Origin of the sequence: Allokutzneria sp. A3M-2-11 16 (assembly GCF_024213555.1) — a bacterium.
Taxonomy (GTDB): Bacteria; Actinomycetota; Actinomycetes; order Mycobacteriales; family Pseudonocardiaceae; genus Allokutzneria.
This window is the reverse complement of sequence record NZ_JANAVO010000007.1, coordinates 75,356-97,073: the sequence shown is the minus strand read 5'-3', so window position 1 is coordinate 97,073 and position 21,718 is coordinate 75,356. Positions and strand designations below refer to the sequence as shown.

The 21,718-nt window shown below is 71.7% G+C and carries 13 protein-coding genes; all 13 read left to right on the top strand.

Translation table 11 applies throughout. The features are described 5' to 3' along the window. Window positions 1-254 precede the first annotated feature (254 nt). The 13 genes from NLX83_RS29260 (at window position 255) to NLX83_RS29200 (ending at window position 21,714) form a co-directional block, all read left to right on the top strand. Window positions 255-3,011: an AfsR/SARP family transcriptional regulator gene (locus tag NLX83_RS29260; RefSeq protein ID WP_254238433.1), complete on the top strand. Its 2,757-nt coding sequence runs from the start codon at window positions 255-257 to the stop codon at window positions 3,009-3,011. Window positions 3,012-3,088: 77 nt separating this feature from the next. Further along, on the top strand, window positions 3,089-4,327 hold the full coding sequence (locus tag NLX83_RS29255) for an MFS transporter (protein WP_254238567.1): 1,239 nt from the start codon (window positions 3,089-3,091) through the stop codon (window positions 4,325-4,327). A 1-nt stretch (window position 4,328) separates the two neighbouring features. Beyond that, on the top strand, window positions 4,329-5,765 hold the full coding sequence (locus tag NLX83_RS29250) for an amino acid adenylation domain-containing protein (RefSeq protein WP_254238432.1): 1,437 nt from the start codon (window positions 4,329-4,331) through the stop codon (window positions 5,763-5,765). Window positions 5,766-6,170: 405 nt separating this feature from the next. Continuing rightward, the gene (locus tag NLX83_RS29245; protein ID WP_254238431.1) at window positions 6,171-8,003 is read left to right on the top strand and encodes a non-ribosomal peptide synthetase; all 1,833 of its coding nucleotides are present in this window, start codon (window positions 6,171-6,173) and stop codon (window positions 8,001-8,003) included. A 55-nt stretch (window positions 8,004-8,058) separates the two neighbouring features. Next, window positions 8,059-9,141 (top strand): ornithine cyclodeaminase family protein, encoded by a 1,083-nt coding sequence (locus NLX83_RS29240; RefSeq protein WP_308209397.1) that lies wholly within the window; start codon window positions 8,059-8,061, stop codon window positions 9,139-9,141. After that, window positions 9,138-10,688, top strand: a complete 1,551-nt coding sequence (locus NLX83_RS29235; protein ID WP_254238429.1) for an amino acid adenylation domain-containing protein — start codon at window positions 9,138-9,140, stop codon at window positions 10,686-10,688. Before NLX83_RS29240 ends, NLX83_RS29235 begins: the two co-directional genes overlap by 4 nt. Window positions 10,689-10,707: 19 nt before the next feature. Next, the gene (locus tag NLX83_RS29230) at window positions 10,708-11,748 is read left to right on the top strand and encodes a ketoacyl-ACP synthase III family protein (protein ID WP_254238428.1); all 1,041 of its coding nucleotides are present in this window, start codon (window positions 10,708-10,710) and stop codon (window positions 11,746-11,748) included. 55 nt (window positions 11,749-11,803) lie between these two features. Beyond that, complete coding sequence (locus NLX83_RS29225; protein WP_254238427.1) at window positions 11,804-12,646, top strand: putative nonproteinogenic amino acid hydroxylase; 843 nt, start codon at window positions 11,804-11,806, stop codon at window positions 12,644-12,646. Between the two features lie 5 nt (window positions 12,647-12,651). Then, a complete protein-coding gene (locus NLX83_RS29220) occupies window positions 12,652-13,605 on the top strand; it encodes a diiron oxygenase (protein ID WP_254238426.1) in 954 nt (317 codons plus the stop codon). A gap of 16 nt (window positions 13,606-13,621) precedes the next feature. Then, window positions 13,622-14,551, top strand: a complete 930-nt coding sequence (locus tag NLX83_RS29215; RefSeq protein WP_254238425.1) for an ornithine carbamoyltransferase — start codon at window positions 13,622-13,624, stop codon at window positions 14,549-14,551. Window positions 14,552-14,555: 4 nt separating this feature from the next. After that, window positions 14,556-15,530 carry a TauD/TfdA family dioxygenase gene (locus NLX83_RS29210; RefSeq protein WP_254238424.1) on the top strand — a complete coding sequence of 325 codons (975 nt, stop codon included), beginning with the start codon at window positions 14,556-14,558 and terminating at the stop codon, window positions 15,528-15,530. Beyond that, window positions 15,527-21,034, top strand: a complete 5,508-nt coding sequence (locus NLX83_RS29205) for a non-ribosomal peptide synthetase (protein WP_254238423.1) — start codon at window positions 15,527-15,529, stop codon at window positions 21,032-21,034. Before NLX83_RS29210 ends, NLX83_RS29205 begins: the two co-directional genes overlap by 4 nt. Then, window positions 21,031-21,714, top strand: a complete 684-nt coding sequence (locus NLX83_RS29200; protein WP_254238422.1) for a hypothetical protein — start codon at window positions 21,031-21,033, stop codon at window positions 21,712-21,714. The genes NLX83_RS29205 and NLX83_RS29200 overlap by 4 nt, the downstream gene beginning before the upstream one ends. Window positions 21,715-21,718 lie beyond the last annotated feature (4 nt).

The following is a 21,718-nucleotide window of genomic DNA, read 5'->3' as shown; positions in this document are numbered from 1 at the left end:
GGCGTGGACGACGTCGTCCCAGACTCGGTGCATCGGCGACCAACCGGTCATGATGTCCAGGACGGCTCCCGGGCGGGCCGGTGGCGTGAACGCTCGTGCGGCGCCGGTCCGTCCACTGTGGACAGCGGTGGCTGCCGCTTCGCGACCACCCCCTGGTCGGTCGCGAAGCGGCGGACGGGGACGAGGATGCGCGCCCGAACATGTGAAACGCTGGCAGAGTTTCTGCAACGCGCAGGTCGAAGTGAATGTGGGGGATGCCGGTGGTGTTGCGTCTGCTGGGGGAAGTGCGCGCCGAGATCGACGGGCGGCCGGTCGATCTGGGTTCGCCCAGGCAGCGGTGCGTGCTGGCCGCGCTCGCGGTCGACGTCGGGCAGTCCGTGTCGGTGGACCGGCTCGCCGAGCGGGTATGGGGTGCGGACGCGGCACCGCGAACACGCGCGACGCTGCACAGCTACATCTCCCGGCTGAGGCGGGCGCTGGCGGAAATGGACGGCGTGGCGATCGTGCGCCGCACCGGCAGCTACGCCCTGCTGGCCGAAACCGTTGACCTGCAACGGTTTCGCGAACTGTGCGCCCGTGCGCGCGGTGCGGACGAGGTGCCGTTGCTGACCGAAGCGCTGGAGCTGTGGCGCGGGGACGCGCTGACCGGTGTGGACGGGGAGTGGGTGCGGGCCGAGCGCGAACGGCTGGAGCAGGAGCGGCTGGCCGCGGAGCACGACCTGGTCGACGCCCGGCTGCGCGCCGGAGACGGCGTGGAGCTGATCGTCGAGCTGTCCGCGCGCGCCGCCCGGCACCCGCTGGACGAGCGCGTGGCCGGCCAGTACCTGTTGGCACTGCACCGAGCCGGGCGCACCACCGACGCCTTGGAGCACTACCGCCAGGTGCGCGCGCTGCTGGTCGAGGAGTTGGGCGCCGACCCCGGCACCGCCCTCCAGGAGCTGCACCAGCAGATCCTCGCCGCAGATCCCCGCCTCGACTCCGCACCCGCCGCCGCGGTGGTGCCTCGGCAGCTGCCCGCCGCTCCCTCGTCGTTCGTCGGTCGCCTCGACGCGCTGCACTGCCTGGACGACGCGACCTCGGCGGGCACGGTCGTCATCTCGGCCGTTTCCGGCGCGGGCGGCATCGGCAAGACCTCGCTGGCCCTGCACTGGGCCCACGCCAACGCCGACCGCTTCCCCGACGGGCAGCTGTTCGCCGACCTGCACGGGTTCAGCCCCACCAGCGCGCCCGCGTCCCCGATCGAGGTGCTCGGCGGGTTCCTCGACGCCCTCGGAGTGGGCCGCGATCGCCAGCCCGGCGACCTGGACCGCCGCGCCGACCTGTACCGCAGCCTGATCGCCGACCGGCGCATGCTGATCGTGCTGGACAACGCCGCGACCGCGGACCACGTCGTCCCGCTGCTCCCGGGCAGTCCGGCCTGCACCGTGCTGGTCACCGGCCGCACCAGGCTGGCCTCGGTGATCGACCGGTACGGCGCCCGCCACGTGCCACTGGACGTGCTCACCCGTGCCGAGGCCCGCGCCCTGCTGGCCGCGCGCCTCGGCGACCGGCGGGTCGGCGCCGAACCCGGGGTGACCGACGAGCTGATCGAGCTGTGCGGACGGTTCCCGCTGGCCCTGGCGATCACGGCCCGGCACGCCGCCACCCGCCCGCGCGTCCCGCTGGCCGAACTCGCCGCCGAACTGCGGGAACTGGGGCTGGAGGTGCTCGACCACGACACCGACCCCACGGCCAGCCTGCCCGCGGTGCTCTCCTGGTCGCTGCGGCACCTCACCGAGCAACAACGCGTCGTTTTCGCGCTGCTGGCCATCGCGCCCGGTCCGGACATCGACGTGCCTGCCGCCGCCAGCCTTGCGGGCCTGTCTGAAGCGAACACGCGCAAGACCTTGCGCGCCTTGGAGGAACACAGCCTGCTCGACGCGCATCCGCACGGCCGCTACGCGATGCACGACCTGATCCGTGCCTACGCCACCACGCTGGCTCACGACCTGCCGGAGCCCGTGCGCGATGCGGCGCTGGAGCGGGTGGTGGACTTCTATCTGCACACCGCTCACGCGGCCGACCGCCTCCTGAGCCCCCACCGCCCGACGCTCCTGATCGACCCTCCCGCCGATGGCACCCGCCCACTGGCGGCACGCGGTCAGCCCGAGGGGCTGGCCTGGCTGGACGCCCACCACGCCCACCTGCTCGCCGCCCAAGCCGTCGCGGCCGGCCGCGACGACCACCAGGCCGTGTGCCACCTGGCCTGGTGCCTGGACAGCTACTACCACCGACGCGGTCTCTGCCAGGGCCAGCTGAGCACCTGGACGGCAGCGCTCGCCGCCGCCGAGCACCTCGACGACACCGCCATGCGAGTCCGTGCTCACCGCAACCTGGGCAACACCCACTCCGTCCTGGCCCAGCACGACCTCGCCGTCGAGCACCTCGAACGCGCACTGGTCCTGGCCGAGGCGGTCGACGACTGGAGGCTCCAGGGCCTCCTCCACCTGACCCTGGCCAACGCGTGGGACCGGTGCGAGGACCACACCAAGGCGTTCGCGCACGCCAGCCGCGGCCTGGAACTGCATCAGAACCACGGCTATCACACAGGGGCGGTCCATGGGCACCTCCTGGTGGGCTGGAACGCGGCGCGCATGGGTGACTACTCCACCGCCGTGGAGCACTGTCAGGCGGCGCTGGACATGTATGCCCGAAACGGTGGTGACGCGGACATCCCGGCCGCGGTCCAGGACTGCCTCGGCTACGTCGCCCACCACACCGGCCACCACCACGAATCCGTGGAGCGCTACGAACAGTCGATCGCGCTGCGCCACCGCACCGGCCACACCTACATGGAGGCGTTGACGCTGGAGGCCGTCGGCCACCCCTACATCGCCCTCGGCCGCCACCGCCAGGCCCGCGCGGTCTGGGAGCAGGCGCTGAAGCTGTACCGGCAGCACGGGCAGGACGCCGACGCCGATCGGATGCGACACCAGCTCGACGACCTCGACAACACCAGGCGCTTCGCCTGACGCTCGCGAGCCGCGTCAGCGAGATGTGAAACAAGCCTTTCTCGGCACCCCCGCGCGTGTATAGTCCGCCCGTGGCTATGGGGGAATCACTGGGGAAGAATTACGCGAAATTGTGGGCGGCCAATACTGTCACCAATATCGGGGATGGGGTCAGTATCGCGGCCGGGCCATTGCTGGTCGCCGCGATCACCGACAATCCGGCATTGGTGGGCGGTGCGGTCTTCTGCCAGCAGCTGCCGTGGTTGCTGTTCTCGTTGGTCAGCGGGGTCTACGTCGACCGCCTCGACCGGCGGAAGCTGGTCGTGCTCGTCAACCTGCTCCGCGGCGCGCTGATGGGGCTGCTCGCCCTGTTCGTCGCGACCGGGACGGTGACGATCCCGCTGCTCTACGCGGTGTTGTTCCTGTTGGGGGTGGGGGAGACGCTGGCGGACAACGCGTCGCTGGCGTTGCTGCCCGGTGTGGTGCGCCCCGATCAGCTCGATCGCGCCAACGCGCGGATGACCGCGGCGACCATCGCGGGCGGGAACCTGGCGGGACCACCGTTGGGCGCGTACCTGTTCGTGATCGCCGCCGCCGTTCCCTTTGGTTTCGACGCCGCCACTTTTGTGATCGCCGCATTGTTGGTGTGGCGCGTCCGGCTACCCGCTCCGGTGCGTGAGGAGTCGGCCGGTCGATCGAATTCCTCGGTGCGCTCGGAAATCGCCGAGGGAGTGCGGTGGCTGTGGGGTCAGCCGGTGTTGCGCTTGCTCGCCCAATCCATTCTTCTGATGAACCTGTCGTTGAGCGGCGTCATGGCGATCATGGTTTTCTTCGCCAGGGAGCGGCTGGGCCTCGGCGAGATCGGCTACGGCCTGCTGCTGACCGCCTCCGCGCTCGGCGCGCTGCTGGGGACGGCGCTGATCGGCGCGCTGCGCAGGAGGTTCACCCCGGCCAGCCTGCTGCACGTCGGCCTCCTCATCGAGACGGCCACCCACCTGGTGCTGGCGCTGACCCGGTCCCCGCTGGTCGCCGGGGCGACACTGGTGGTCTTCGGCGTGCACACGGCGGTGTGGGGCGTGCTGATCGTGGCGCTGCGCCAGCGGCTGGTGCCGGAACACCTGCGGGGGCGGGTGAACAGCGTCTACTTCCTGTTCAGCATCGGCGGGTCGGCGTTGGGGGCGCTGCTCGGCGGCTGGATCGCCTACGGCTGGGGCGTCACCACACCGTTCTGGCTCGCGTGCGGCCTGATGGCGGTCGTCACCGTCCTCACCTGGCGGCCGCTGACGCGGTCGATGGGCACGCTGCCCCAGACCGCGGACCTTGTGAAGGAGCACTGAGATGATCCAGTCCGGTCCGGACCCGCTGGACAGGTTCCGCGCCTGGGTGACGGCCACGCCCGACGCCACCGCGGTCTCCGTGCGCGCGGAGCACATCTCCTACGCGGAGCTCGACCGGCTAGCCGACGCCTTCGCCGAGCGGGTGCTGGCCGCCGGACTCGTGCGGGGGCAGCGGGTCGGCGTCCGGCTGAGCCGGTCGGTGTGGCTGCCCGCGGTGATCATCGGCCTGTTCCGGGCCGGAATCGCCTACGTCCCGTTCGACCCGGCGCACGACTCCGGCCGCGCCGACCGCATCGCCGAGTCGGCGGGTCTGGCCGCACAGGTCATCGACGGCGCCGGGGAGCCGGAACTGACGGCACTGGACGTCGACGCTCCGGTCGACCCGCGCGACGTGCGCTATGTGATCTTCACGTCGGGGTCCACCGGCACGCCCAAGGGTGTTCCGGTGACCAGGCAGAACATGACCGCGCTGTTCGAGGCGGCGCTGCCGTTGTTCGACTTCGTCCCCGCGGACCGCTGGGCGTTGAGCCACTCCTACGGTTTCGACGTCTCCGTCTGGGAGATGTGGGGCGCGCTGTCCACCGGAGCGTGCCTCGCCGTGCCCGGTGAAGAGGTGCTGCGCTCCGCCGAGCTGACCGTCCGGCACCTCGTCGAGGAGCGGGTGTCGGTGCTGAACCAGGTGCCCAGCGTCTTCGCGCACGCGGTGCGCTACTGCGCGGCCTCCGGAACCACGCTGCCGGAGGTCCGCCACGTGGTGCTCGCGGGCGAGGCGATGCAGTGGGACTCGGTGCTGGCCTGGCGCAGGCTCGGCAACCGGGCGGAGGTCACGAACATGTACGGCCCCACCGAGACGACCGTGTACGCGACCTTCCGCCGCATCGGCGCGAGAGAACGGCCGCACACCCATCGGACCCCGCTCGGCGCGCCGCTGCCGGGCTTCGAGTTCCGGGTGGTCGGCGAGGACGGTTCGGACGTCGCGGAGGGGGAGATCGGCGAACTCCTGCTGCGCGGCCCGCAGGTGTTCGACGGCTACCTCGGGCTGCCGGGGCCGTTCGTTGCCGACGCCGCGGGCGGGGCGGCCTGGTACCGCACCGGCGACCTGGTGACCGAGCTCGGCGAGCTGCTGTTCGTGGGTCGCGTCGACGGGCAGGTCAAGCTGCGCGGCTTCCGGGTCGAGCTGGGCGAGGTCGAGCACGCCGTCCGCGAGCTGGGGCTGGTCGAGGACGCCGCGGTCACGGTCGGCCGGACTGCCACCGACGAGCCGGTGCTGGTGGCCCACGTCGTCGCGAGAGCGGGGGAACGGGGCGGGCTCGTCGAGCAGGTGCGCGAGGCACTCGCGGCCCGGCTGCCCTCCTACATGGTTCCCGGGCGGATCGAGCTGGTGGAGCGGCTGGCGCTGACGGCGTCGGGCAAGCTCGACCGCAGGGCGCTCGGGTAGCGGGATTGATCTCGCGAAGTTCAGTACTTCGTAATTGAGAAAAAGGAGGTGCGGGGGATGTCCGTGACATCGAGAAAACGACCGACATGCCGAACCTCATTATCCCCGAAACCGCGCTTCCTCGTTCTTGCTTGAAAGCAGTTCCGGGAGCGGATGTGGTGTGTTACCCTCCCGCGCTCGTCAGTGGTGATCTTCGTTCGGCGGCTCAGATAATTCTATTCTCTGCTCCGCAAAAGCGGCCGCGGCGCCGGAGCGGAATGCTAGTGTTCGGCCCGAAGTGCACTGGGGCGCTTCGGAGAACGTGGCGGTTCCGGCGGACGGATCAGTCGGCCGGGGCCATCTGGGGGCTGTGAATGAATACTGGGGTGGTGCGCTCGACCCTCCGATCGAGTCGACGGAGAGTGCGTGCGCGTGTTTGCCGATGCTGATGCGGTGACCGGCGCCGAACCGGAATCCGCGCTCGCCGCGCTGCGCCGGACCAGGACGGTCCTGCCGGGGCTGCGGTACGCCGCGCGGGCCTGCGGCGACCGGCTCGCCGTCGCCGGACCCGACGCGGAGCTGAGCTTCCGCGAGTTCGACGAGCTGTCGGACCGGCTGGCCGGGGCCGTCGCGGCCGCGGGCGGGCGGAGCGCGACCCTGGTCGCCGTCCTGCTGCCGAGAACGGCCGAACTCGTCGCGGCCTTCGTCGCGGTGCTCAAGTGCGGTGCGGCCTTCGTGCCGCTCGACCCGGAGCAGCCGAGCCCGAGGATCGCGGCCATCCTGGCCGAAGCCGGGGTATCCGTGCTGGTCACGACCTCCGAGCTGGCCGAGCGGCACGCCGTTGGCGGTGACCTGCCGGTGCTGGCGCTCGACCGGATCGACCCGGCGGCGCCGACCGGTGCCCTGCCGCGGGAGCCCGCCCCGGACGACCTCGCCTACGTGATCTTCACGTCGGGCTCCACCGGGACGCCCAAGGGCGTGCAGATCTCGCACCGCTCGCTGGCCACCTTCTTCCTCGGCCTGGACGAGGCGGGGGTGTTCGGGCCGGTGGGCACCAGGGTCGGCTGGAACGCCTCGGTGTCCTTCGACCCGTCGGTGCAGCAGTGGGGCCGGATCTTCCGCGGCGACAGCGTCGTGGTCTTCGACGAGGCCGCCCGCCGCGACACCGCCCTGTTCGCCGGGCTGGTCGAGACGGCGCGGATCGACGAGTTCGACACCACCCCCTCGCACGTGCGGGTACTGCTCGACGAGGTGGCCGCGGTCGCCCGCCGATCGGGGCGCAGCATCCGCGTCCTGGTCGGCGGCGAGGCGATCGACCAGCCGCTGTGGGACCGGCTCAGCGCGCTCGGGAAACAGGGCCTGATCGAGCCGTACAACATGTACGGCCCGACCGAGGTCACCATCGCCGCGACCAGCGCCCGCATCACCGCCGGGGTCCGGCCACACCTGGGGGAGCCCTTCGCCGAGGTCGGCGTCCGGGTGCTCGACGCCGCCGGGCGGCCGGTCGCGGACGGCACCGAGGGCGAGCTCGGGCTGGTCGGCCCCATGCTCGCGCGGGGGTACCTGCGCAGGCCGGAGCTGACCGCGCGGCGTTTCGTCGAGGACCCGCTGGAGCCGGGGTCCCGGATGTACCTCACCGGTGACCTGGTCGTTCGCACCGCGGACGGCGCACTGGAGTACCGCGGTCGGATCGACGAGCAGGTCAAGATCCGCGGTCACCGGGTGGAGCCCGGCGAGATCGAGAGCACCCTGGGCCGGGCACCCGGGGTCGTGCAGATCGCGGTCGTGCCCGACACCCGGTCCGGCGCGCTGCACGCGTTCGTCGAGCTGAGCGGCCCCGCGGCGCTGTCCGCGGTCCGCGACCACGCGGCCCGCCACCTGCCCGAATGGATGTGTCCTTCGGCGTACTCGGTGGTCGCCGCGATCCCGAGGACGATCGCGGGCAAGGCCGACAAGGCCGCGCTGGCCGCCCTGCTGGACCAGCGTGCGGCCCCGGAGCCGGTGGCGACCGGGGGCAGCGGTGTCTCCGGGCTGGTGCTGGCGGTGTGGGGAGAGGTCCTCGGTTCCGAGATCGGCGCCGACACCGACTTCTTCGACAGCGGCGGGCATTCCCTGAGCGCGATGCACGTGGCGACCCGGCTCACCGAGAGCCTCGCTTTCCGCGTTCCCACGCGGTTGCTTTTCGAGAACAAGAGGTTCGCGGAGTTCGAAGCCGCGGTATGCGCTCTGGCTCAGCGGGCCGGGGCCGAGGTGGGCTGAGCGCGAATTGCGCTCTCGCCGATTTTCGGCACTCTTTCATGACTGGGGATGGATAGTGCACAAGGGCCTGACGCGCGTCGTCGACTCAACAACCGTCGCTGCGCTCATTCGCGACGTGGGGCTGAGCGCCTTTTACGAATTGGTGACCGAACGGCTGGACGAGGCCCTATCGGCTTATCGGCCCGATGTGTTCGACGTGCGCAAGCGGGACGGTTTCCACCGGTTCGGGCCCCGTCCGGGGCTGCTGGAGTGGATGCCCGCGGCGCGGCTGGGCGGCACGGTCGCGCTGAAGATGGTCGGCTACCACCCGCACAACCCGGCCGAGCACGGCCTGCCGACGATCCTGTCCAGCCTCTACGGGTTCGACTCCGACTCCGGCCGCCTGCGGATCATCGCCGACGGCACGTTCGCCACGGCCGTGCGCACCGGGGTCGCGTCGATGATCGCCAGCCGGGCGCTGGCAGACCCGGACAGCGAGGTGTTGGGGCTGGTTGGCGCCGGGGCGCAGGCGGTCACCCAGCTGCACGCCCTGGCCAGGCGTTTCCCGCTGCGCCGGGTGCTGGTCAGCGACCCCGACCCGGCCGCGGTGGCCTCCTTCGCGGCGCGGTCGCGCTTTCCCGCCGGGATGATCGAGGCCGTTCCGCTCGCCGTGCTCGAACGCGAGGCGAACATCATCTGCACCTGCACCTCGGTGCTGCCCGGGGCGGGCCCGGTCATCTCCGGGGCGGAGCTGCGGCACGACGTGCACATCAACGCGGTCGGCTCGGACATGCCCGGCAAGGTCGAGCTGCCCCTGGCCCTGCTGCGCCGCGCCACCGTGTGCCCCGACCTGCTGGCGCAGGCGATGCTGGAGGGCGAGTGCCAGCAGCTGGCCGCCGACGAGGTGGGCCCCTCGCTGTTCGACCTCGTCCAGGACCCCGCCGCGGGCGCGGCGGTGCGGGGAGGGCCGACCGTCTTCGACTCCACCGGCCTGGCGCTGGAGGACCTGGTGATGGTCGAGGTGCTGGAGGAGCTGGCCGAACGGCACTCCCTCGGCCGGTTCCTCGACATCGAGGCCAGCTCGGGGGATCCGCGTGATCCCTACGCATTCCTGGCCGAGTCCGACGCGGCCGGCCTGTTCGCGGGCATCACGGCGTGAGCGCGCCCCCGATCCCGCTGGGCAGGCACGGCCCGGTCGTCCCGCTGGCCGCGGTCACCGTGCTGGAGCTGATCGACGGCTGCGTCGCCGCCGGGCCGCACCGGCCCGCCGTGGTCGAGGCGGACCGGTCGATGACCTACGCCGAGCTGGACCGGGCGGCCGACGCCGTCGCGCACCGGCTGCGCGCCGAGCACGGCATCGGGGTCGGCGACGTCGTGCTGGTCGCCGCGCACGCGGGCGTCGAGTTCACCTGCGCGGTGCTGGGCATCATGCGCGCGGGGGCCGCCTACCTGCCGGTCGACCTGAGCTATCCGAGCAGTCGCCTCGACTACATCCTGCGCAGCTCCGAGGCGAGCCTCCAGGTGCTCGGCGGGGTGGGGGCCGCCGGTGACATCCCGGCCGTGCCGCTGGCCGATTTGGTGCGGGCGCCGCATCCGGCCGAGGTGGTGCCGCGGCCGGAGCTGGGGCCCGACGACCTCGCCTACGTGATCTTCTCCTCCGGGTCCACCGGGCGGCCCAAGGGAATCCTGCAGACCCATCGGTGCCTGGTGAACTTCGTGTCCTGGCAGGTGCACGCCTCCGGGCTGGGCACGCGCAGGCGGGTGTTGCAGGGCGCGGCGCTGAGCTTCGACGTCTCGGTGCAGGAGATCTTCTCCACCCTGGCCTCCTCGGGCTGCCTGCTCGTGCCCGACGCCGCCACCCGGCGGGACGCCAGGGCCCTGGTCGGCTTCCTCATCGAGCACGGCGCCGAGGTGGTGGACTTCCCGCAGTCGCTGATCGACCTGGTGCTGACGCTGCCGGTGTCCTTCCGGGACGCTCCCGCGCTGCGCCACGTGATCAGCGCGGGCGAGACGGTCCGGATCACCCCCGCGCTGCGCGAGCTGCTGGCCGCCCGGCCCGACATCACCGTGCACAACCACTACGGGCCCGCCGAGAACCACATGGTGCTGAGCCATTCGATGAGCGTGGCCAGGCAGAACCTGGAGGACCGGCCGCCGGTGGGCGCGCCGGTGTGGAACACCTACGTCCGGTTGCTCGACGCCGAGCGGCGGCCGGTGCCCGACGGCGAGGTGGGCGAGATCTACATCGGCGGGGTCGGCATCGCGCGCGGCTACACCGATCCGGAGCTGACGGCCGCGGTGTTCCTGCCGGACCCGTTCGCGCCGGGCGCCCGCCTCTACCGGACGAGGGATCGGGGCCGCTGGCGTCCGGACGGCACCCTCGACCTGCTCGGCCGGATCGACGACCTGATCAAGATCCGCGGTTACTCGGTGGAGCCCAGGGAGGTCGAGGCCGCGCTGGCGGAGGTGCCGGGCATCGACGAAGCCGCGGTGTTCGGCCGCGAGCACGACGGCGAGATGAGGCTGCACGCGGTGCTCACCGGGACGCCCCCGGGCGCGCGGGAGCTGCGCGGGCTGCTGCTGGAGCGGCTGCCGGAGTACATGGCGCCGACGCACTGGTGGATCGGCGAGGCCATGCCGATCTCGCCCAACGGCAAGCTCGACCGGGCCGCCTTGCCGGGGCCGGGCGCGCGGCCGACCGGCTGAATGTGTTGGGAGAGAACGGATGCGCTGGAACAACGTCTACCTCGCCGGGCTCGGTGTCGACCTGCCGGAGCGGGTGCTCACGGCCGAGCAGGCCGTCCGCGACGGGCTCTACGACGCGCGCAGAGCCAAGATCAACGGCATCCGCGCGGTCCGGATCGCACCGGACGACGAGCCGCCGCCGATGATGGCGGTCCGGGCGGGACGGCGGGCGCTGGCCCGCTCCGGGCACCGCGCCGAGCAGGTCGGGCTGCTGCTGCACACCTACATCAACCACCAGGGGCGCGACATGTGGAGCCCCGCGCAGTACGTGCAGCAGGGCACCGTGGGGTCGAGCTGCCAGGTGGCGATGGAGGTGCGGCAGGGCTGCAACGGCGCGCTCGGCGCGCTCGAACTCGCAGCCTCCCACCTCAGCGCCCGGCCGGACGTCGACGCCGCGCTGATCACCGCGGCCGACGCGTGGAAGCAGCCCTACGTGGACCGGTTCACCACCGACGAGCAGGTGGTCTTCAGCGACGGCGGTTCCGCGGCCCTGCTCTCCAGCCGGTCCGGTTTCGCCCGGCTGCTCTCCACCGCCAGCCGGTCCGAGCCGAGCCTGGAGCCGATGTACCGGGGCGAGGGCCCGTGGACGACCGCGCCGTTCCTCGACGGCAAACCGCTCGCCGTCTCCGAGCGGCCGCGCCAGTGGCTGATGCGCGAGGAGAACGTCTACGACGACACGCTCGGCCTGATGGACCGCCGCTTCGCCGAGGCGATCGCGCAGGCCCTCGCCGACGCGGACACCGAACTCGCCGACGTGCGGTGGTTCGTGCACGCCAACGTGATCCGGCCGATCGCCGAGTGGGGCTTCGTCCGCAAGATCGGCTTCGACCCGGCGCGCACACCCTACGAGTGGGGCCTGGGCGTCGGCCACCTCGGCAACAGCGACCAGTTCGCCGGGGTGGACCACCTCATCGAGGCCGGGCTGCCGCGGGCGGGCGACCGCCTGGTCATGGTCGGCATCGGCACGGGGTTCATGTGGACCGCCGCGGTGCTGGAGCTCCTGGAAGTGCCCCGGTGGTGACGCGCGACCACCCCGCTCCCCGCAAGCCCGTCAACCCGGCAAGGAAGTGCTGGCCATGCTGAAATCCACCCGACTCGGGGCCGTGCCCGTCGACGACTACGACCTGGCGCCGGACCTCGCGGTGATCGACTCCGTCGAGCCGGAGCCGATGTACGACGAGTTCACCTACGGGGCGTGGTCCAGCCTCGTGCTGGCCAACGGGTCGGGCAGCGGTTCGGACAACGAGTTCCGCCCGCACGACGGCGGCCTGCGACCGACCGAGCTGGGCGCCCGGCTGCCCGCGGTGATGAGGTTGGTGACCGACCACTTCGACACCGACCGGTTGCAGTGGGCGCGGATCTTCGTCCTCAGCGACGGCATCCTGGCCCCGCACGTGGACTTCCTGGAGTTCGACGAACCGGGCACCAGGGTCCAGGTCCCGTTGCGCACCACCGAGGAGTCGCTGCACTCCGAGGACGGGACCGTCTACCACCTGCGCCGCGGCGAGGTGTGGTCGATCCACACCACCAGCCCGCACTCCGCGCGCAGCCTCACCGGGCCCGCCCGGCTGTCGCTGTGCCTGGACTTCGGCGGCTCCGGCCATGACGTCTGCGCGCCGGGAGTCGTTCTCGCGCAACCGGAACAGCCCGTGCGGATCTTCGACCTGCCGCCGCTGCCGGAGGCCGAGCGCGCCCGGCTGCTGGGGCTGTCCTCGGTCATGCGCGCGGACACCCTGCGCGATGTGTTCCAGAGCTTCGCCGCCGCGCACTTCGTCAGCGACCTCTCCGCCGCGGGCAGCTACGACCTGTTCATCGAGGCCGCCGAGCTGACCGGGGACCCCGAGCTGGCCGAGAAGGCGCGTGCCTACAAGACCTACTGCATCGAGAAACGCGCCTTCGGTCAGCGGTTCGAGTGGTGAGCGCGATGGACGTCGAGGGCCCCGGGCTGCGGGCGATGCGCTCCGCGCTGCGGAACTGGGACGAGCGGGCGGGGGTGCGGGCCGATCCGCGCCGCCTGCTCGGCGGCCCGCACGAGCTGAACGGGAACTTCTTCCCGAAGCACCTCGTCGCGCACCTCGGCCACCCCGTCGTCGAGGCGGCCCACGTCGACGTCCGGCGTTTCCTTGAGGCGCAACACCTTTACCAGTTCCTCCGGTTCACCGCGAACTTCGAGACCCGGGTGGTCAACCGGGCGGCGGAGTGGATCGCCAACGGCAGCGCCGGGGTGCACCTGCCGCCCGCGCTCTCGGCCGAGGCCTTCAAGATCTACGTCGACGAGGGCTACCACGCGCTGTACAGCATCGACGTGCAACGGCAGATCGAGGCCGCGTCGGGGATTCCGGCGGTGGACTTCGAGTTCGAGCGGTTCCTCACCCACCTCGACGGCGTCGGGGTCGCGGAGTTCCCGCAGCACACCAAGCTGCTGCAACTGCTCCAGGTGGTGGTGTTCGAAACGCTGGTCACCTCCGTGCTGACGCAGGTGCCCGAGGACCCCGACCTGATCCCGCTGGTCCGCGAGACCGTGCGGGACCACGCCGAGGACGAGGTGCGCCACCACGCCTACTTCGCCGGGTTCTTCGAGCACCTGTGGGCGACGCTGGACCACGGCACCAGGACCGAGGTCGCCCGCTTCCTGCCGGAGCTGATCGTGTCCTCGCTGCGGCCGAGCAAGGCGCCCGCCGCCCGCGCCCTGGCCTCGGCGGGCTTCGCCCCGGCCGTGGTCGCCGACATCGTCGAGGACAGCTACGGCGCGGAGGCGGCGGTCGCGGAGATCCGCAGGTCCGCGAGCAAGACGATCGGGCTGCTGCGCCGGGCGGGCGTGCTGGAGCTGCCCACGGTGCACGAGCGGTTCGTGGCCTCCGGGCTCATCGAGGACTGAAGTGGGGAACGAGGCGATGAGGAACCTGATCTCGTTGGCGGACCTCGGCGAGGACGACCTCGCCGAGATCATCGACGCCGGGGTCGCCGCCGCCGGGGACCCGCGCGCGTTCGGCACCCCGCTGCGCGGGCTCATCAGCGCGATCCACTTCACCAAGACCTCGACCAGGACGAGAACCGCGTTCAGCGCGGCCACCCTGCGCCTGGGCGGGGACGTGCTGACGTTCGGGCCGGGGGACCTCCAGACCAACACGGGGGAGACGCGCGGCGACACCGCCCGGGTCCTCGCGGGCATGGTCGACCTCCTGGTGACCAGGACCGCGGGCCCGATGGCGGAGATGCGCGAGTGGGCCGGGGACGGGCGGATGGGCGTGGTCAACGCGATGAGCGCGGAGGAGCACCCGACGCAGGCGCTCGCCGACCTGACCACGCTGAAGCGGCGTTTCGGCACGATCGAGGGGCGCCGGGTGCTCTACGTCGGCGAGGGCAACAACACCGCCGCCGCGTTCGCGCTCGCCCTGCCGCGCTTCGCCGGGACGAGCCTGGAGCTGCGGTGCCCGCCGGGCTACGGGCTGCCGTCGGAGGTGCTTGCGCAGGCTCAGAAATCGGCTGCTGACAACGGGTCCAGGGTCGAGGCGCGGGAGGACATGGCCGCACTGCCCGCCGACGCCGAGGTCGTCTACACCACCCGGTGGCAGACCACCGGCAGCATGAAGGCACACGAGGACTGGCGCGTGCGCTTCGCACCGTTCCAAGTGGACGGTTCGGTGCTCGCGGCGAGCCCCGGCGCGGTGTTCATGCACGACCTCCCGGCGCATCGCGGCGAGGAGGTGACCGCCGACGTCCTCGACGGACCGGCGAGCATCGCCTTCGCCCAGGCGGAAAACAAACTCTTCAGTGCCATGGCGGTGCTCCGCTGGTGTGCGCGCACTGCTGGCGAAAGGTGACGTGGTGAGGGTTACGACATTGCCGGACGGGGCGCTGCCCGCGGTGGTCGAGGGTGCGGAGGCGTCCGTGGGGGCGGCGCACGAGCTGGTCGCGGCGAACCGGGCGGAGCTCCGGGAGCTGCTCGTCGAGCGCGGAGCCTTGCTGCTGCGCGGTTTCCCCGGCGGCCTCGACGAGCTCGACCTCGTGGTGCGGGAGTTCTCCGGGGAGGCGCTGGTCTACACCGAGCGGTCCTCGCCGCGCAGCACGCTCAAGGGGAACATCTACACCTCGACGGACTACCCGAACACCGAAGAGATCTTCCTGCACAACGAGCACTCCTACCAGGCGAGCTGGCCGCACGTGCTCTACTTCCACTGCCTCACCGAACCGGAGAGCCGGGGCGCGACCCCACTGGCCGACATCAGGCAGATCCACTCCGCGATCGACGCTTCCGTGCGCGAGGAGTTCGCCCGCAGGCAGTGGATGTGCGTGCGCAACTTCCACGCCAACGTCGGCGTGTCCTGGCAGTCGACCTTCGGCACCGAGGACCGCGACGAGGTCGAGCGCTACGCGGCGGAGAAGGGCATCGCCACCGAGTGGCGGCCCGGGAACCTGTTGCGCACCAGGACCGTTCGACCCGCGATCCACCCGCACCCGGTCACCGGCGAGCAGGTGTGGTTCAACCACGCCACGTTCTTCAACGTGACCACGCTGCCCGCGATGTACCGCGACGGCCTGCGGGACATGTTCGCCGACGAGGACCTGCCGACCCACACCTACTACGGCGACGGCGAACCCATCCCCGACGACGTGATGGAGCACCTGCGCGAGTGCTACCGCGCGGCGAGCACCCGCTTCGACTGGCGGCGCGGCGACACGTTGATCGTCGACAACATGCGAGCCGCGCACGGACGCGAGCCCTACACCGGGCAGCGCAAGATCGCCGTCGCCATGGCGGAGCCGTCCTCCGTACCCAGCAGCGAGAAGGTCGTGACATGACGGACGGCGTGTACGAACAGCTCATGCGGCTGCCCGAGGCCGAACGGCACGCCGCGTTGCGGCAGATCCTCGACGACCCCGCCGCGCGGCGGCAGGTCGGGCTCTCCGCGGCCCAGCGCCGGTTGTGGTTCCTGGAACGCATGGGTACCAACGGGATCGCCTACAGCTCGCCCGCGGTGTTCCGCTTCCGCGGCGAGTTCGACCTCGATGCCTTCCGCGGGGCCTTCACCGAGGTGTGCCAGCGGCACGAGGTGCTGCGCGCCCGTTTCGTCGACGTCGACGGCGAACCCGTCCAGCTGGCATCGGGCGAGGTCCCCCGGGTCGAGGTGACCGATGCGCCGGGCGGCGCTGTGGAAAGCCTTGTGCGCCAGGAGGTCTACCGCCCGTTCGCGGTCGGGGAGGAGCTGCTGCTGAGGTGTCGGGTGTTCGTGCTCGGACCGGCCGATCACGTGGTGGTGCTGAACTTCCATCACTCCATTGTGGATGGTTGGTCGATGGGCATCGTCTATCGGGAGCTGGCCGCTCTCTACGGTGGGTTCGTCGTCGGTGAGCCGGTGTCGTTGCCGCCCTTGGGTTTCCGCTACGTCGACTTCGCCGCGTGGGAGAGCGACGTCCTCGACGGCGAACAGTTCGGCCGCGATCTGGACTTCTGGCGGGGCGCGTTGGCCGGGGCGCCCCAGGTGCTGGACATGCCTACGGACTTTCCCCGTCCGGCGCGGCAGAGCTTCCGTGGCGCCACGGTGTCGGCGGTGGTGCCCGCCGAGGTCACCGCGCGAGTCCGGGAACTGGGGCAGCAGCGCGGAATGACGTTATTCATGGTGCTGGTCGCGGCGTATTCCGCTGTCCTGTCACGGTATTCCGGCCAGGATGACGTGCTCGTCGGCGCGCCGGTGGCCGGGCGGTCGCGGCCTGAGTTCCGCGATGTCGTCGGCCTGTTCGTGAACACGGTCGTGCTCCGCGCAGACCTGTCCGGAGCACCCACCTTCGACGAGCTGCTTCTCAGGGTCCGCCGGATGATGCTCGACGCCTACGACCACCAGGACGTCCCGCTGGACCGGGTGGTGCAGGAGGTGGGCGTCGAGCCGCGTCTAGACCGCAACCCGCTGTTCCAGGCGTTCATCCACCAGGACGAGCGCGGTGGAGAGCTGCCCGGTTTCGGCGCGGCGGTCGCGGAAGCGGTGGAGATCCCCTCGGAGATCGCCAAGTTCGACCTCAACCTCTTCGTCGCCGAGCGAGCGGACGGCGCGCTGACGGTGCGGGTGGAGCACGCGAGCGACCTCTTCGACCCGCGGAGCGCGGCGGAGCTGCTGGACTACCTGGCGGCGACCCTCGCGGCCATGGCCGAGCGGCCGTCCCAGGCGGTCGCCGACCTGCCCGAACCCAGGCGCGGCGGGGAAACCGCGGCGGCGCGGGAGAATCCCGCGCGGGCCGGGCAGGACCGGCCACCGGCTTCGGCCACCGAGCTGGCCATCGCGGAGATCTGGCAGCGCCTGCTCGGCGCGACCGTCTCTTCGGTGGGGGACAACTTCTTCAGCCTCGGCGGCCGGTCGCTGGTCGCGCTGCGGCTGGTCTTCGAGATCAAGAAGCTGCTCGGCGTCGATCTCGAACCGGCGCTCGTCTTCGAGGAGCCGACCCTGCTCGCGCTCGCCGAGGCCGTCGACCGCGCGCGTGGCGGCCCTGAAACCGAGGAGGCCGTGAGCCCGGAAGCCAGCGGGGAGGCGGAGAAGGTCTCGCCGCTGTCCTTCGCCCAGCGCCGGATGTGGTTCCTGGAGAAGCTCGGCATGGACGGGGTCGCCTACAGCGCTCCCGAGGTGTTCCGGATCAGCGGCGTCTTCGACCTGGCGGCGTTCCGCCGGGCGTTCACCGCGGTGTGCGCGCGGCACGAGTCGCTGCGCACCCGCTTCGTCGACGTCGGCGGCGAGCCGGTCCAGGTCGTCTCGGAGGACGCTCCGCAGGTCGTCGTCATCGATGCCGCGGGCCGGTCCTGGGAGACCGTCCAGGGCCCGGTTGAGGAAGAGCTGGCCCGCCCGTTCGCGGTGGGCAGCGAGGCGCTGGCCCGGTGCCGGGTGTTCGTGCTCGGACCGGCGGATCACGTGGTGGTGCTGAACTTCCATCACTCCATTGTGGACGGTTGGTCGATGGGCATCGTCTATCGGGAGCTGGCCGCGCTCTACGGTGGGTTCGTCGCAGGTGAGCCGGTGTCGTTGCTGCCCTTGGGTTTCCGCTACGCGGACTACGCCGCGTGGGAGGCCGAACTCCTCCAGGGCGAGCGCTTCGCCCGCGATCTGGACTTCTGGCGGGGCGCGTTGGCCGGGGCGCCCCAGGTGCTCGACATGCCGACGGACTTCCCCCGCCCCGCCCGGCAGAGCTTCCTCGGCGACGCGGTCGAACTGACCGTCGACGCGGCGGTGGTCGACGGGGTGCGCGAGGTCTGCCGCGACCGCGGGATGACCTTAATCATGGTGGTGGCCGCCGCGTACTCCGCTGTGCTGTCACGGTATTCCGGCCAGGACGAGATCCTTCTCGGCGCACCCGTGGCCGGGCGGTCGCGGCCGGAGTTCCGCGACGTCGTCGGGCTGTTCGTGAACACCATCGTGCTGCGCGCGGACGTCTCGGGCGACCCGTCGCTGGAGACGCTGCTGGACCGGGTGCGGCGGATGATGCTCGACGCCTACCGACACCAGGACGTTCCGCTGGACCGGCTGGTGGAGGAGCTGGCCGTGCGGCGGCGCCTGGACCGCAACCCGCTGTTCCAGGCGTTCGTCTCGCACGAGGAGCCCGGCGAGGAGTTCTCCTTGCCCGGCACGGAGATCGAGGGCGCCGACTTCTCCGGGCGGATGTCGAAGTTCGACCTCGACCTCGCCGTCTCCGAGCGCGGGGACGGCAGCGTGCACCTGGTGCTCGGCTACGCGACCGACCTGTTCGAGCGCGCCACCGCGACCCAGCTGCTCGACACGCTGGTGTTGGTGCTGCGCCAGATCCGGTCCTCGACGGAGCTTTCGGTCGGCGACGCGGTGGCCGCTGCGCTTCCCCGGCCCGTGCGGGAGGAGCAGGTGTCAGCTTCGGCCGCGACGCTGCACGAGCTGATCGAGCGGCAAGCGGCAGCCACGCCGCATGCGGAAGCGTTGGTGCACAACGACAGCACGCTCAGCTACCGGGAACTCGACGACGCGGCGAACGCGTTGGCCGCCCGGTTGCGCGCGGCCGGTGTCGGGCGTGATGTGCCTGTGGGTGTCTGTCTCACCAGGACTCCGCGCATGGTGGTGGCGATCCTCGCGGTGCTCAAGGCGGGCGGTGGCTACCTGCCGTTGGACCCGGAGTACCCGGACGAGCGGCTGGCCTTCATGCTCGCCGACTCCGGTGCCCCCGTGATGGTGACCGAAACCGTTCTGGAGCAACGATTCCCGAGCTTCTTCGGCGTCGTCGTCCTGGCCGATCAGCCGGAGTCGGTGGAAGCTCTGGAGACGGCCCCGGCGGATGCCGCGAGCCTGGCGTACGTCTTGTATACGTCCGGCTCCACCGGCAGGCCGAAGGGCGTCGCCGTCGAGCACCGCAACGTGGTCAACCTCGTCGAGGCGTACCGGCAGCTGTTCGCGCCGGGCGAGCTGGACCGGATGCTCGGCGCGACCTCGGTGTGCTTCGACGCCTCGATCCTCGAACTGTTCGCGCCCTTGGCCACCGGGGGCACGCTAGTGCTCGTCGACACGCTGTTCGACCTGCTCACGCCCGTCGCGGACGGGGTGACCGCGGTGCAGTCCGTGCCGAGCATGATGCAGGAGCTGCTGCGCGCGGGAGCGCTGCCCGCCTCGGTCCGGCTGCTGTGCATCGGCGGCGAGCCCCTGCCCGCGACGCTGGTCGAGCGGATCTACGCCTCCTCGGCGATCACCCGCATGATCAACATCTATGGCCCGACCGAGACGACGGTCGACACGACCTGGGCCGAGGTGCCAAGGGGCACAACGCATCCGCTGATCGGCAGGCCGATCGCGAACGCGCGCTGCTACGTGCTCGACGACCAGGGCAGGCCGCTGCCGCGTGGAGCCAGGGGTGAGCTGTACATCGGCGGTCCCGGGGTCGCGCGCGGGTATCTCGGCCGCCCGGACCTCAACGAACGGATGTTCCTGCCCGATCCGTTCTCCCAAGCGGAGAACGCCAGGATGTACCGCACGGGCGACCTGGTGCGCGAGCAGGCCGACGGACAGCTGGACTTCCTCGGCAGGACCGACCGGCAGGTCAAGATCCGCGGTGTGCGGGTGGAGGTCGGCGAGATCGAGGCGGCAGTGCTCCGGCAGCCGGGCGTCGCCGCGGCGGTGGTCGCCGTCGTGGACGGCGACACCGGGGCGCGGGTCATCGCCTACGTGGTGCCCGCCGCCACGGGCCTGGACCACCCGGCGCTGCTCGCGGCGCTGCGTGCCGAGCTGCCCTCGTCGATGGTGCCCTCCGACGTGCTCGAACTCGACGCGATTCCCTTCACCACCAACGGAAAGCTCGACACGGCCGCGCTACCGCGAGCCCCGATGGCGGTGGCCGGGGCGGGTGCCCCGCTGAGCACTCCGGTGCAGCGCCAGGTCGCCCGGCTGTGGGGGAGGTTGCTCGACCGCGAGGTCCTTGACGCCGACCAGGACTTCTTCGGACTCGGCGGGCATTCGCTCGCGGCACTGCGGATGGTCTCGCTGGCCAACGAGGAGTTCGGGGTCCGCGTCGGGGTGTCCGACCTGATCACCGGTCCCACGGTGGCGGAGTTCGCCGAGCAGGTCGAGCTGCGGCGGCTCGGGGCCGGTGACGGTCCGGTCGTGGTGTTCCGGCAGGACGGCGCGGCGGCCCCGGTGGTGTTCGTGCACGCCGTGGGCGGCAGCGTCCTGGGCTACCGCGACCTCGCCGGGCTCGTCGAGCCCGATCGGCCCGTGTTCGGCGTCGAAGCACGCGGGTTGCTCGGCGGCGACGCCCCGCTGAGCTCGGTGGCGGAGATGGCCGAGGACTACCTCGACGCGCTGGAGAAGGCCGGGGTCCGCGGGGACATGGTCCTGGTCGGCTGGTCGATGGGCGGCGCGGTCGCGCACGAGATGGCCGTCCGGCTCGCGGCGCGGGGCGCTCGCGCGAACGGTCTGGTGCTGATCGACAGCTCGCTGCCGATGGGCGCCAGCTTCGCCGACGAGGCGGACCTGCGCGCGCAGTACGAGGACTTCCTCGCCGCGTCGGCCTCCGCCGGTCGAGGCGTGCACCGGCTCACCGCCGCCGAGCACGAGCGCGGCTACGCGGTCTTCGCCGCCAACGTCCGCGCCCTGGACGCCTACCGGCCGGAGAAGGCCGACGTCGACGTGCTCTACCTGTGCGCGCGGGAGAGCGCCCCCGCCGAGCACTGGCGGAACTGGGAAGCGGTGGCCGGGCGGTCCTTCCGGCTGCGCGAGATCCCGGGCGACCACTTCGGCGTGCTGTCGGTGCCCGCCAACGTCCGCGTGGCCGACGAGACGCACACCTGGCTGACCTCACAGGAGCACGGATGACCACGACCCCCGTCGCCGCGATCGAGTTCACCGGGATCGCCGCGCACCGCCAACTCGCCGGGGTGCTGCCCGAAGGAGCCGCGCTGACCAGGCTGGACCCGCTGGCGCACTACTTCGACGGCAATCCCGGCCTCGCCGAGCTGGCGCGGACGCTGGCGGGCGCGATCGACCCGGCGACGGCGACGATCGTGGCGAACTGCAGCGGGGCGAGCCTGGCGCTGGCCGTGGCGGCGGAGCACGGGCCGGTCGAGGTGCTGCTGGTCAGCCCGGAACGGATCACCGACGACACCGTGCGCGCGGAGTTCGACGCGAGCTACCGCTCACTGGGCGGCGATCCGGCCGGGGTGACGGGGCCGCTTGACGGCCTGACCCGGGCGCTGGAGGAGCTGCGGGAACCGCTGGCGGAGTCGATGGGCGGCGAACCGGCGCTGGAGGCGGTGACCTACCTGCTCTCCCGGCACCGCGCGTGGCTGCGGTACCTGACCCAGACGGCGCGCACCGCCCCGGTCAGCACCGCCTCGCCGGTCCGGGTGCTCACCGAGCTGCCGGAGCTGGACCTGTCCTGGCTGCTGGCCGAACCGGGGCAGGCGCGGGTCCGGCACTTCGACACCGACCGGGACGGGATGTTCACCGACGAGCGGGTGCGCGCCGCGGTCGCCGCCCTGCTGCCCGCGGGCTGAGTCC